Here is a 13,965-nt window from a genome sequence, read left to right on the forward strand (position 1 = left end):
ATGAATAAAACATCTATTTTAGCCGAATTAAAAGCCTGATTAAAAGAATCAGACCTTGTTGATCCTGAGTTATATAATACTCATCTTAAAAAAATAACTATTAGCGAAATTAATAATATTATTTACATTTGTGGTAAAAGCAAATTTGAATTATTAGAATTATCAAAAATCAAAAAAGACATTGTGAATTTTTTAAATAAACTATTAAACAAAGAAATTGAAGTGGTTTTTGTATCCGCTGAAGAATTACAAAAAATTGAAGAGAAAAGTAAAAAAACAAAAAAAATTAAACTTAATATTAAAAAACTAAACGCTAAAACTTTTGATAATTTTGTTGTTGGTAAATGTAATGAAGAAGCTTTTCGAGCTTCAACAAAAATTATTGATGAACCTGGAACAAAGTACAATCCTTTGTTTATTTATGGACCTTCTGGTTTAGGAAAAACACATTTATTAGAATCTATTCAAATGAAATTTGAAGATCAATATGAAGATATCAAAGTAAAATATTTTACTGTTAACCAAATAAAAGAAAGAGTAAAAGATGTTTTTCATGGTAATTTAAAAAAAGAGTCTATTGAAGATTTTAAACATGAATTAAAAGAACTAGATGTATTGTTAATTGATGATATTCAATTGCTTAAAGGTGGCGAAAAAACGAGTGAGATTTTTTTTGACATATTTAATGACTTAATATTACATGGTAAACAAATAGTAATTACTTCTGATAATGCTCCAACTCAATTAATTGGTTTGGACAGAAGAATTATTTCAAGGTTTACAAGTGGATTAATTATTAAAATTGATAATTTAGATATTGAAACAACAAAAAAATTAATTTCAGTTTATGCAAAAAAATATAATATTATGGAACTAAGTCCTGAACTATTAACTAAAATTTCAGCTTCAATTAAAAATGATGTTAGAGAAATTAATGGTTTATTTATGAAACTTGAGTTTTGAAATAAAACAGTTACTGAAGAAGACATCGAAGAATTAATTGCTCAAACTGGTACAAAAATATTTGGAGAAACTACACAAAATAAAATAATTGAAATAGTAGCTAAACATTATGACTTATCATCAGCTATTTTAAAGGGACAAAACAGAACCCAAAAAGTAGTTCATGCTCGTAATGTTTGTATTTATTTAATTAAAGAAGTTTTAGGTAAATCAACTACCGATATTGAAATTTTTTTCAAAAAAAATAGAACAACTATAAGTGCATCAATCAATACGGTTATAATGAAGATGGGTGAATCAAAAGAATTCAAACGTGAAATTCAAATACTTAAAAAGAAAATAAAAGAATCTGAATAGTTACGCACTTACACATCACCATAATAACAATCTAATAATCTTAATAAAAGAATAGAGGTTTAAAATGAATTTTAAAATTAATAGAAAAAAACTAATTGAAAGTTTAGAACGTGTTACTAGAATTATTGATCATAAAAGTTATGTTGCTAGCTTACATGGATTAGTAATTCAAGTTAATGTAGATAATATTTGTTTAATAGCTTCAAATGAAAATGTTTCAATTAAAGATACAATTGAAACTGATCAATATGATTTAAATATTAAAGAAGTTGGAAATATTTTAATCAAGGGTAAATTTGTATTAGATATTTTAAAAAAAATGGATGATGAAATTATTAAAATTTCAAACTTCGAAAAAAACACAGTTTTTATTACTGGTAAAAATAACGAGTTTTCATTAAACATTTTAGATTATGAGGATTACCCATTAATTGGTTTTAATAGAAAAGGAACTGAAATTATTGTTAACGCTACTGATCTTAGAAAAGCTATTAATAAAACAATAATTTCAGTTAGTGAATATAATCAAAAAATTGTATTACGTGGAATTAATCTAAAACTTGAACAAAATAAACTTTATTTATTTGGAACAGACAATTATCGTGTTTCTAGAAATATTATTGAACTTAATGAAAATTCAAATTCTTCATTGCAAGCTAATATTCCATTTAAGAGTGCTAACGAAGTTGTTAAATTGTTAGCTGACTTAGATGAAATAAAAATTATTTTTAATGAAGGAACTGTTTCATTTGTTACTAAAACTGCAATTTTTCAAACAACCCTTCTTGAGGGAAAATTTCCAAATGTTAATGCTGCATTTCCTAAAGATTTTGACACAACAATATTTGCAAAAACAAAAGATATTTTACATGTTATTCATAGAGCAGATATTCCAAATGATGAAGGAAAGATTACAGTTGTAAACTTTATTATCGATGAAAAAAATATAACAATAAAATCAAGTATTAAAGAAATTGGAAATTTTTCAGAAAACTTTACAGATTTTGAGTTAAGGGGATTAGATCAACAAAATATATCATTTAATTCAAAATTTTTATTAGATGCAATTCGTGTTTTTGAAACAAATCAGATTGAAATTAATTTAACAGATTTTAGAAGACCTATTGTTATAAGTTCTATTGAAGATCCAAATTTACATCAAATTGTTTTACCATTATCAACAAATTAAGAAACATGTACAATTTTGTACATGTTTTATTTTTTTAATAAAAAATAAATATATTTATTTACCTCATATTCATATATATACGCGCGTGAGTAGAAAAATGAGGTCATTTTGTGTTAAAATTAATTTTGCTAGGTGAGGAAAATATATGTCAAAAGAAATAAAAAAAATTGATGGTGCTGGTGATTACGATTCTAGTCAAATTCAAGTTCTTGAAGGATTAGAAGCAGTTCGTAAACGTCCTGGGATGTATATTGGAAACACAAATATAAATGGTTTACACCACTTAATTTGAGAAGTTTTGGATAACTCAGTGGATGAGGCATTAGCAAACTTTTGTGATGAAATTAATATTTTTATTACAAACGATAACGAAATTATTATTAAAGATAATGGACGTGGTATTCCAATTGACATTCACCCAAAAACAGGTAAAACAACTTTAGAAACTATTTTTACAGTATTACATGCTGGTGGTAAATTTGATGAAAGTGCTTACAAAGTTTCAGGAGGACTACATGGTGTTGGTGCATCAGTAGTTAATGCTTTATCACTTTATGTTGATGCAGTAATTAGCAGAAATGGTAAAATGTATCACCAACGTTTCCATGATGGTGGTACAAAAGCAACACCTATTGTTGAAATGGGAGTTTCTACAGAAAATGGATCAGTGATTAGATTTAAACCTGACCCATCAATTTTTAAAGAAACTATAGATTGAGACTTTAAAATTATTCATAACAAAATTAAACAAATTGCCTTTTTAACTAAGGGTTTATTAATTGATTTATATGATCAAAGAACAGACAAATATATTAAGTATCAATTTGAAAATGGAATCAAAGATTACATTAAAGAAATTAATTCAGGTAAAGATAAAGTAACTGAATCAATTTTTTATTGTGAAGAGGATTACAAATCAAATGAACATGGTAAAGAAACTATTATTGAAGTTGAAGTTGCTATGCAATATAACCAAATGTATGACGACAATGTTTTTTCATTTTGTAATAACATTTCTACTGTTGAGGGTGGATCACACGTTGAGGGATTTAAACAAGCACTAGTTCGTGTTATTAATCAGTACACTACAACAATCAAAAACTTTAAGCCAACTAAATTTAATTGAGATGATTTAAAAGAAGGAATCAATGTAGTTATTTCAATAAAACACGTTGATCCAATTTATGAAGGTCAAACAAAAGGTAAATTAGCTAATAGAGATGCAAAAGAAGCTGTTAATGAAATAGTTGGAAATAAAATTACAGAATATTTACAAATGAACCCTATTGAAGCTAAAAAGATTATTGAAAAAGTTCTTTTAACTCAAAAGTCAAGAAAGGCTGCTTTACGTGCAAAAGAAGATACACGTAGAAAATCTGCAATTGATACTTTTTCACTTCCAGGTAAGTTGGCTGATTGTGAATCAAAAGATACAACAAAATCTGAATTGTATTTAGTTGAGGGAGATTCAGCTGGAGGTTCTGCAAAAACAGGACGTAACAGAAAATATCAAGCAATTTTATCACTACGTGGTAAAGTGCTTAATGTTGAAAAAGTTAAACAAGCTAGAGCATTTGAAAATAAAGAAATACAATCTATTATTGCGGCTGTTGGTGTTGGAACTAAAGATGATACTAATATGGAAAAATTAAGATACAACAAAATCATTATTATGACAGATGCCGATGTTGATGGAGCACATATTAAAATTCTTTTATTAACATTCTTTTATCGTTATATGAAAGATTTAATATTAGGTGGGCACGTATATGTTGCACAACCACCACTATATAAAATTGAGGCTGGTAAAACAAAATTTGATTATGCATATTCAGATGCTCAATTGGAAGTATTTAAAAAAGATAAATATGCAGGTTCAAGATACCAAATTCAACGTTATAAAGGACTTGGTGAAATGGACGCGATTCAGTTGTGAGAAACAACAATGGATCCTGAAACAAGAACAATGGTAAGAATAAATGCTGAAGATGCATTCTTAGCAAATGAAGTTTTTTCAAGCCTAATGGGTGAAAGTGTTGAAGCTAGAAAAGAATTCATCACTGAAAACGCACAATTTGTAGAAAACATAGATATTTAATAAGGAGTATTAGAAAATGAAAAGAATTGACGAAAATAAATTTATTGATAATACAACTATTATTGAAACAGACATTAAAGATGAAGTAGAAAAAGGTTTTCTTGAATATGCAATGTCAGTTATTGTGTCTCGTGCCCTACCAGACTTGCGTGATGGTTTAAAACCTGTTCACAGACGTATTATTTATGCTATGAATGATTTAAAAATTACTGCAGATAGCCAACACAAAAAATCTGCTCGTATTGTTGGAGAAGTAATTGGTAAATATCACCCACATGGTGATACTTCTGTTTATGATGCAATGGTTCGTATGGCTCAAGATTTTTCATATCGTTATCCTCTAGTTGATGGTCATGGTAACTTTGGTTCAATTGATGGTGATGGAGCTGCTGCTATGCGTTATACAGAAGCAAGACTTACAAAAATATCATCAATGTTGTTAAAAGATATTGATATGAATACAGTTGAGTTTCAAGAAAACTACGATGCAACTGAAATTGAACCTAAATATTTAACAAGCTACTTTCCTAATATTTTAGTAAATGGAGCAACAGGTATTGCTGTTGGAATGGCTACAAATATTCCTCCTCATAACTTAAGAGAAGTAAACGCAGCTATTATAGAATTTATTAGAAATAACAATGTGACAATTCAAGATCTTTTAAAACATATTAAAGGTCCTGACTTCCCAACTGGTGCATTAATGACTAGTGGTTCTCGTACAGAAACTGCCTATTTAACAGGTCATGGTTCTATTACTGTTCGCGCAAAAATTGATGTGGAAACTGGTGACAAGGAAAAAGATAGAATTGTTGTTACTGAAATTCCATACCAAACAAATAAAGCAAAATTAATTGAAAGAATTGTTGAATTATACAGAGACAAACAAATTGTTGGTATTACTGATATTCGTGATGAATCTAACTATAAAGGTATGCGTATTGTTTTAGAATTGGCTAAACATACTAACACTCAAATTATTATTACAAAGTTATTTAAATTTACTAACTTGCAATCAAATTTTTCAATTAACATGTTGGCATTAAATAATGGTATTCCTGTTGTTTTAAATCTAAAACAAATAATTAACTTTTATGTAAGACACCAAATTAAAATGATTGTTAAGCGTTCAATATTTGAACAAGAAAAATTGGCAGCTAGATCGCACATATTAACTGCTATTAGTACAGCATTAGAAGACATTGATGAAATAGTTGAGATCATTAAAAAATCCAAAACGAATGAAGAGGTATTTTCTAAATTTGAATCTAAATATGGATTTGATGCTAAACAATCTAAAGCTATTGTAGATATGCGTTTAGGTAGATTAGTTGGACTTGAACGAGTAAAAATTGAAGAAGAAATTAAAGCAATCAAATCTAGATTGGATGAATTGGTTAAATTAATTGCTTCACAAGATTTGCAAAATGAAACACTTATTAAACAATTACAAGATATTTCCGATAAATATGGAGATGATCGTCGTACAAAAATTATTGATGAATCGATTATTGAAATAGCTGATGAAGAATTAATTGCTGACTCACAAATTATGATTACGTTATCAAAAAATAACTACATCCGTCGTTTGTCATTGGATGACTTTAAGAGTCAAAAACGTGGAGGTAAAGGAGTTATTATTAACGCCTCTGCTGAAGACCACATTGTTATGTCTCGTGTAGGTAGAATGAAAGATGAAATTTTGTTCTTTACTGATAAAGGCCGTGTATTTAGAGAAAAAGCTTATAACATTACTCAATTCACTCGTACTTCACGTGGATTACCGGTTGTTAACTTTATTGAAACTCAAAAAGGTGAAAAAGTTACATCGATTATCCCTATTAAAACACAAACAACTAAATTTGAGTATCTGTTCATGTTAACTGAAAATGGTATCGCTAAACGCGTTAAAACAAGCGATTTTGCTAGAATTAATCGTGTAGGTAAAATAGCTATTACACTGGATGAAGGAGATAAACTTATCTCTGTAGTTCCAGTTACAGGTAAAGACAATGTTCTTATAGGTTCTAAAAATGGACGTATTGTTAAAGTTGGACAAGAAAGCTTTAGATCACTATCACGTAAGTCACGTGGAGTTAAAGCAATTAACCTAGTTGAAGATGATATTGTTATTGGAGCATGTTCAGATTACAAAAATAAATTCATATTAACGATTTCAGAACGTGGAATTATGAAAAAGACACTTATTTCTGAATACTCTAAAATTGGTAGAGGTTCAAAAGGTGTTGCTGGAATGAAGATTAACGATAAAACTGGTCTTTTTTCAACAATGATACCAGTCCGTGAAACAGATGAATTAATTATGATCTCTAATATTGGTAAAATTGTAAAAATTGGACTTGATGAAATAAATGTTCAGTCAAGAAATACTAGTGGTGTAAAAGGAATTGGTTTAGATACGGATGAAGTTATTACTTCAACATGTATTGTATGAAACAAGCCTATTAAAGATGGAATTCAAGAATCATTGATTGAAGACATCGTTGTGGATGACACAATTGAAATTGCTGAGATTGACGGTCTAGAAATGGATGAAATAGATATTACTGATCTAGATAATGAATTGGAAACTTAAAATAATAATAAATATTAAATACGTGTTAATAACGTATTTTTTTATACTACTTATTTTAATGTCTATAATCATAAGTAAGAATGAATTATATATAGAACACTTATAAGTGTAGTGGAGTTTTATGCTAGATATTAAATTTTTAGAAGAAAATAGAGAGTACGCTATTAAACAACTAAACAAACGTAATGCTGATTTTACGAAAATTATTAATGATATATTAAAAGAAAATGCAGAACGCAAACTGACAATTTCTAAATTAGAAACATTAAAATCAGAAAAAAATAAATTAACTAAAAGTATTTCTGAATTAATGAGAAATAAAGATGTATCTGGAGTAAATAAAGTTAAATCTGAAGTTGAAAAAAGTTCTAAAACTATTGGTACGTTAGAAGGAACTTTAAAAAAGATTGAATTTTCATTAAATGAAAAATTAATTTCAGTACCAAATATTCCAAACAAGGATATCCCTATTGGAGTCAATGAAGAACAAAATATTGAAGTAAGAAAATATAATGAAGAAGGAAATGTTTCACGTGAAACACCTCATTGAGATATAGCAACAAAACTCGGTTTAGTTGACTTTGGTATAGGTCCTAAACTAAGTGGATCAAGATTCTTAGTATATACTGGGAAAGGTTCAAAAATGGTTAGAGCTTTGGCTGATATTTTACTTAATCACCATACAAATAACGGATACAGGGAAATGTTTGTTCCTGTTATTGTTAATCCTGAAGCCATGTACGGGACAGGGCAACTACCTAAGTTTGGTGATGATGCTTACAAATTAGAAAATGGGCAATATTTAATTCCAACAAGTGAAGTTCCATTATCAAACATATATGCAAATGAGTTTATTGATGAAAAATTACTACCTATTAAATTAACTGCATTCACACAGTGCTTTAGAAAAGAATCTGGAAGTGCCGGTAGAGATACTAAAGGTATGATCAGATTACATCAATTCAACAAGGTTGAGTTAGTTAAAATGACTAGACCAGAAGACTCAATGAAAGAACTTGAATTGATGGTTGGAGACGCAGAAGCAATTTTGAAACTTTTCAAGCTACCTTACCGTGTAGTTGAATTATGTTCAGGAGATATTGGTTTTAGTTCATTAAAGACATATGATTTAGAAGTCTGATTCCCTGAACAAAACAAATATCGTGAAATTTCTTCATGCTCTAATTGTGGTGACTTTCAAGCTATGAATATGAAAACCAAATTTAAAAACAGTGAAGGTAAAGCTCAATACGTGCACACATTAAATGGATCAGGTGTTGCCATTGATAGGTTATTTGCAGCAATACTAGAAAACTACTTTGATGGTGAAAAGTTAGTACTACCTGATGTATTAAAACCATATTTCAATAATGAAAAATTTATTAAATAACTAAAATGTTTCACATGAAACATTTTTTATTTTATTAGTTAGTATGTTAAAATCATTTTGTCATTGTAGGGGTAACAGCTGAATCAGGTCAGGATCGGAAGATAGCAGCCTTAAGGAAACGTGCCTTGTACTTTGACTTTTTTATTTGGAAAGAAAAACTATGGATTACTTTAAAGAACTTTATAACCTTTTAGATAATTGCGATAAATCACAAGATATACCAGTATCTGCGCTATTGGTTAATAGCAATAGTGAAATTGTTGCTAAATCGTATAATACAAGAAAACTAAATAACAATATATCTGAACATGCTGAAATTAACGTAATAAATGAGTTAATTAGTAACATAAGTTATCAGAATCTTAGTGAATATACTTTATATACAACTTTAAAGCCTTGCACAATGTGCACTGGAGCTATAGAACAAGTTAAAATAAGAAAGGTTTTTTACTATGTTGAAAACAAGTTTAATACTTATGAAAGCCCAAACATTGAATATATACACTTAAGAAATGAGAAAAACATAGACTTATATGTCAAAAAATTACAAAATTGTTTTAAGAAACTAAGGTAAACAAGGAGCCTTTAAAGTAAAATATATTTAATTGATTGAGGGATATTATGCAAAAGAAAAATTCATTATACAGATATTACAGACCCAAAACATTTAACGATGTTGCAGGTCATACAAATCTTAAAAAGATACTTATTGAGCAAATCAAAAACAATAAGTTTTCGCATGCTTTAATTTTTTCTGGTCAGCGAGGTACCGGTAAGACATCAGTTGCCAAGATTTTTGCTAAAGTCATCAACTGTGAAAACCCTAAAGATGCTGCTTCATGTGAAACATGTAATAGTTGTATACAAGCAAATAATAATTCTCACCCAGATATCTTTGAACTAGATGCTGCTTCTAATAATGGTGTTGATGAAATGAGAAATATTAGAGCTAATGTATCTACTTTGCCCATTTTGTCTAAATATAAAGTTTATATAATAGATGAATTTCATATGTTAACAAAATCAGCTTATAATTCATTATTAAAAACACTTGAAGAACCACCTCAACACGTACAATTTATTTTAGCTACAACAGAGTTACATAAAATACCTTTGACAATTATTTCAAGATGTCAAAATTTTAATTTTGCCCGTATAACTAAAGTTGATTTAAAAGAACAAATAAGTAAGATTGCCAAATTGGAAGGCATAGATGTAGAAGAAAAGGCTTTGGATGAAATATTTTATCTTTCAGAAGGATCATTAAGAGATGCAATTAACGCGTTAGAACAAGCTGGTTCGTATGCAAACAAAGTTACTGAGTCAGTATTAAAGGATGTGTTTTCAATAGCAACCAAGGAAGAAAAAATTGCTTTAATAAGCAAGGTTCTTGGTGGAGATGCTAAATATGTTATTAGTTTTTTTGAAAATTCAGAGCAACAGGGTATTGATTTTCAGTCTCTTTCTCTTGATATCATTAACTTAATTAAGGAAATTGTTGAATTTAAAATGGTTGGTGAATTAAAAAAGAATTACAGCATAACTTTAGAAGAGGCAAATAGTTTTAAAAAATTTGATATTAGCTTATTATTTGATTTATCAGATGAAATAGCTAAAGCGTATGAATCTACAAAGGGTTCATCGATTGACAGTCAATTACTGTTAATTGCTTTATTAAAAGTTATTAATGTAAGTAAACTTATAAGTGTAGTAAATTCTGAAGTAGTTTTGAGCAACAAAATAACAAATAAAGAAGTTGAAATGAATAAAACTGAATTACCTCCTTTTAATAAAGAAGAAAAAAGATTAGTTAAAACTGAATTCAATAAGTTAGAGGAAAGTACTAAAACTATTGAAATAAAAGAGAAAATTGTTGATGAAAAACCTAGTGTTTTAGGTGAAACTGACAAAAAAAATGAATTAAAAGAAAAAACAAAAATTACAGAGAACATAGGGAAATATATTCTTGGTGAAGGTATTTTGGATAATATCAATCCTTCAATTGAAATTACTGACTTAAATCTTGATCAAGGCATGTCTGTTGAAGAATTAATTGCCGATAAAACTATTGATAAACTACTAGAAGAAGAAACTGGTGTTATTAATACAATGGATTTAGATACAGAATTGACAATTCCAATTAATGAAAAAGTTGTTTATGATCTATCGTATTTTGAGAATTTAAAGCATCAAGGACCATTGGATAAAAAGTATCAAGATATTGATACTATATGAATAGATGATGCAGAAATAGTTGCAACGCTATTAAACGCAGACAAAGTAAAACGTTTAAAATTTCAAACACTAATAAATCAAATATTTGATATTAGTTCACCTCAATTTGATCCAACACTAGCTAAAAAATTAGTCCCTTTATTTGGTGCAAAAGTTTTAGCGGGTAGTGATACTTCTATTGTTTTGATAATGGATACACCAATATTAAGTAACTATTTACAATATAAAATAAACAATTTGGATTTTAGAAAGCATATATTTGAAAAATTAGATACTGAGTTAATTATTTACAGTGTAAGTAAAGAAAGAACAAAGATTTTAAAAGAAGAATATGTTTTAGCTGCTAAACATCCTGAAGAATATGTTATTCCAAATGTAGATGACTTTTATGAAAGTCTACAAGAGCAAATAAAGGATATGAGTGAGCCACCACTGGCTAAGGAATCTAAAGATTTATTTTTGGATGATGATTACACGGTGATTAAATAATGATAGAAGATATTATTTTAAAATTGAAAGGTATTAACGGTATTAGTACTAAAACAGCAGAAAAAATATTATTTGACTTAATAAGTAATGATAAATTAGACGATCTAACTGAAGTTATTGCAATGATTAATAGTGATTTATCACTATGCGATAAATGCTTTTTTGTTAGAGAAAATAAAAAATGCATTTTTTGTGATGCAAATGATAGGAACAATTCGAAATTGTGTGTAGTTGCTACAATTGCTGATGGGTTTAGAATATCTAAAAGTAAATATGATGGATTAATACATGTATTGGGTGGAGAAATTGATTTAAGAAAAAACATTCTTCCTGATTCATTAGATTTTAATTCCTTGATAAGTAGGGTAAATAATTTTAAAGAGGTTATATTGGCTTTCAACTATACAATTGAAGGTGAAGTAACATCTAATTATATTATTAAAAGATTATCAACAAAGAAAATTAAAGTAACTAAACTTGCCAAGGGAATGCCTGTTGGTAATGTATTGGATTATGTTGACGAAACAACTTTAAATGATGCATTTAAAAATAGAAAATAGGAGATTTATGTTTTTTACATTAGAGGGAATAGATGGCAGTGGTAAAACAACTGCTTCAAAAATAGTGGTAGATAGATTAACTGCTGAAGGTTATGATGTAATTCTCACTAGAGAACCAGGCGGAGATAGAATTGCTGAACAATTAAGAAAGTTTATTCTTTCTACAGAAAATCCAGAAATTACTTCAGGTACAGAATCATTACTTTATATTGCTGCTAGAAAGCAACATGTAGATACAAAGATAGCTCCTGCCGTTGCTGCCGGAAAAATCGTAATTTGTGATAGATTTATGGATTCAACAACAGCATATCAAGGATATGGTCGAAACCAAGATGTTAATAAAATTGATTCAATCCAATCCTTAGTTTTAGAGGCGAATATGCCAATTAAAACATTCTTTTTTGATATTGCGCCAAACAAGGTTGTCTCTCGTTTAAACAATCGCGGTAATTTGGATCGTCTTGAACTGGAGGGTTTACAATTTCAAGAAAGAGTATACAAAGGATACTTGGCATTAGTTAAAAAATATTCAAGCAGATTTGTAGTTATAAATGCTGATCAAGATCAAGAGTCTGTTGCAAATAATTTGTATAATGAACTAGTTAAGGTACTTAAAAAATAATGAATAGATTTGATTTGACAAAAAAAATTGAAGATGAAATATCAAAGCATGACCTACATCATGCTATTTTGTTTGAATCAAATAACAGTAAAAATATAAAAGCATTTGTATCAGATATAGCTAGAATGATTATTTGTCCAAATAATTCAAATCCAAGTGATAATTGTTATTTTTGTGTTGGTTCAATTAAAAACACTATAGTAAATAAAATTGAAATTGTTGATAATGTTTTAATTAAAAAAGCACAAATTGAAAATATGATTGAAAAGTTTTCAGCAAGCTTGATTGTTGAAAATAAAACTAAGGTATACATTATTCATGCTGCTGAATTGTTAGCTGTTGATTCATCTAATGCTCTACTTAAATTTTTAGAAGAACCGTCTCCAAATACTTATGCAATATTGACAACTACTAATGCTTCTAAGGTGATGACTACAATTAAGTCAAGATGTGTTAAATATTCAATACCATTTGAAGCAGAAATTGAATCTGAAGAAAATGAACTTATTGATATAATAAGGAGAAAAGATAAAAAAGCATTATTTTTATTTGGAAACAAAAACAAGAAAACTGATGCAAGTACGTTAATCAATATTATTAAAGAAACATATAAGTTTGAAATTCTTGTAAACCATGTAGAAATTGCCAAAGATTTTTTAGAGGCAATTGAACAGTTCCGTGTAAACAGTTTTACAAATATGGTTTTAGAAAATTTAATAGTAAAAATATATGAGGTAATTTAATGAAATTTGAAACATTTGTTCTTGGTTATAAAGATTTAAAGTTAACACAAGATAATCAAAATTTTGTTTTTACAATTGACTCAATATTGCTGGCTAGATTTATAGACATCAAGTCTAGAACTAAAAAGATATGTGATTTTGGAACTAATAACGCAATTATTCCTTTAGTTATTTCCCAGTATACAAAAGCCAAAATTGTTGGTGTAGATATTAATGCTAACGCTATTGAGATTGCTAAGGAAAGTATCGCTAACAATGGTTTGGAAGAACAAATTATTGTTGTTAATGAAGACATAAAAGAATTTGCTAAAAAAAATAATAATGAATTTGATATTGTATATTCAAATCCACCATATTTTAAAGTTGAAGAAGGAAGTAAGTTTAAAAAAATTTCTCAAGAAGTAATTAATGCAAGACATGAAACAATGATTACTTTAGAAGAAATTATAACTTCTGCTGCTATTTGTTTGAGACACAGAGGTAAATTAATAATGGTTCACATTGCTTCTAGGATGGATGAAATTTTTTATCTATTAAGAAAGCATCATTTTACAATTAAAAAATTAAGAATAATATATTCAAAGAAGGGTGGCGAGGCTAAGAAAATATTAATTGAAGCAGAAAACAGAGGTAATGAAGGTATGACTATTTTGGAACCATTATATGTACATAACGATGATCAAAGTTTTACTGAAGAAGTTAATAAAATGCTCGAAAATTAAA

11 protein-coding genes and 1 other RNA gene are annotated in these 13,965 nt (G+C 28.0%); all 12 read left to right on the forward strand.

All coding sequences use genetic code 4. The annotated features are described in order from the left end of the window. The 12 genes from STIUS_RS00005 to STIUS_RS00060 all read left to right on the forward strand — a co-directional run bounded on the left by STIUS_RS00005 (position 1) and on the right by STIUS_RS00060 (position 13,964). The gene (locus tag STIUS_RS00005) at positions 1-1,320 is read left to right on the forward strand and encodes a DnaA ATPase domain-containing protein (RefSeq protein ID WP_203234703.1); all 1,320 of its coding nucleotides are present in this window, start codon (positions 1-3) and stop codon (positions 1,318-1,320) included. Positions 1,321-1,384: 64 nt separating this feature from the next. After that, positions 1,385-2,509 (forward strand): DNA polymerase III subunit beta, encoded by a 1,125-nt coding sequence (gene dnaN / locus STIUS_RS00010; RefSeq protein ID WP_162649220.1) that lies wholly within the window; start codon positions 1,385-1,387, stop codon positions 2,507-2,509. A gap of 145 nt (positions 2,510-2,654) precedes the next feature. Beyond that, positions 2,655-4,607: a DNA topoisomerase subunit B gene (locus STIUS_RS00015; RefSeq protein ID WP_162649221.1), complete on the forward strand. Its 1,953-nt coding sequence runs from the start codon at positions 2,655-2,657 to the stop codon at positions 4,605-4,607. A gap of 16 nt (positions 4,608-4,623) precedes the next feature. Continuing rightward, positions 4,624-7,203 carry a DNA gyrase subunit A gene (gyrA, locus tag STIUS_RS00020; RefSeq protein WP_162649222.1) on the forward strand — a complete coding sequence of 860 codons (2,580 nt, stop codon included), beginning with the start codon at positions 4,624-4,626 and terminating at the stop codon, positions 7,201-7,203. A gap of 121 nt (positions 7,204-7,324) precedes the next feature. Beyond that, positions 7,325-8,593: a serine--tRNA ligase gene (serS, locus tag STIUS_RS00025; protein ID WP_162649223.1), complete on the forward strand. Its 1,269-nt coding sequence runs from the start codon at positions 7,325-7,327 to the stop codon at positions 8,591-8,593. Between the two features lie 56 nt (positions 8,594-8,649). Next, positions 8,650-8,736, forward strand: an RNA gene (ffs, locus tag STIUS_RS00030) — signal recognition particle sRNA small type. A 17-nt stretch (positions 8,737-8,753) separates the two neighbouring features. Beyond that, complete coding sequence (locus STIUS_RS00035) at positions 8,754-9,167, forward strand: nucleoside deaminase (RefSeq protein ID WP_162649224.1); 414 nt, start codon at positions 8,754-8,756, stop codon at positions 9,165-9,167. Positions 9,168-9,211: 44 nt separating this feature from the next. Continuing rightward, positions 9,212-11,317, forward strand: coding sequence for a DNA polymerase III subunit gamma/tau (dnaX, locus tag STIUS_RS00040; RefSeq protein WP_371807435.1), 2,106 nt, complete (start codon positions 9,212-9,214; stop codon positions 11,315-11,317). Continuing rightward, the gene (locus STIUS_RS00045) at positions 11,317-11,877 is read left to right on the forward strand and encodes a toprim domain-containing protein (protein ID WP_162649226.1); all 561 of its coding nucleotides are present in this window, start codon (positions 11,317-11,319) and stop codon (positions 11,875-11,877) included. The genes dnaX and STIUS_RS00045 overlap by 1 nt, the downstream gene beginning before the upstream one ends. 7 nt (positions 11,878-11,884) lie before the next feature. Further along, complete coding sequence (gene tmk / locus STIUS_RS00050; protein ID WP_162649227.1) at positions 11,885-12,499, forward strand: dTMP kinase; 615 nt, start codon at positions 11,885-11,887, stop codon at positions 12,497-12,499. Beyond that, a complete protein-coding gene (locus STIUS_RS00055; protein WP_162649228.1) occupies positions 12,499-13,242 on the forward strand; it encodes a DNA polymerase III subunit delta' in 744 nt (247 codons plus the stop codon). The genes tmk and STIUS_RS00055 overlap by 1 nt, the downstream gene beginning before the upstream one ends. After that, entirely contained in the window at positions 13,242-13,964 is a 723-nt protein-coding gene (locus STIUS_RS00060) for a tRNA1(Val) (adenine(37)-N6)-methyltransferase (protein ID WP_162649229.1), read from the forward strand. Before STIUS_RS00055 ends, STIUS_RS00060 begins: the two co-directional genes overlap by 1 nt. Position 13,965 lies beyond the last annotated feature (1 nt).

Source organism: Spiroplasma sp. TIUS-1 (assembly GCF_010365785.1).
Taxonomy (GTDB): Bacteria; Bacillota_I; Bacilli_A; order Mycoplasmatales; family Mycoplasmataceae; genus TIUS-1.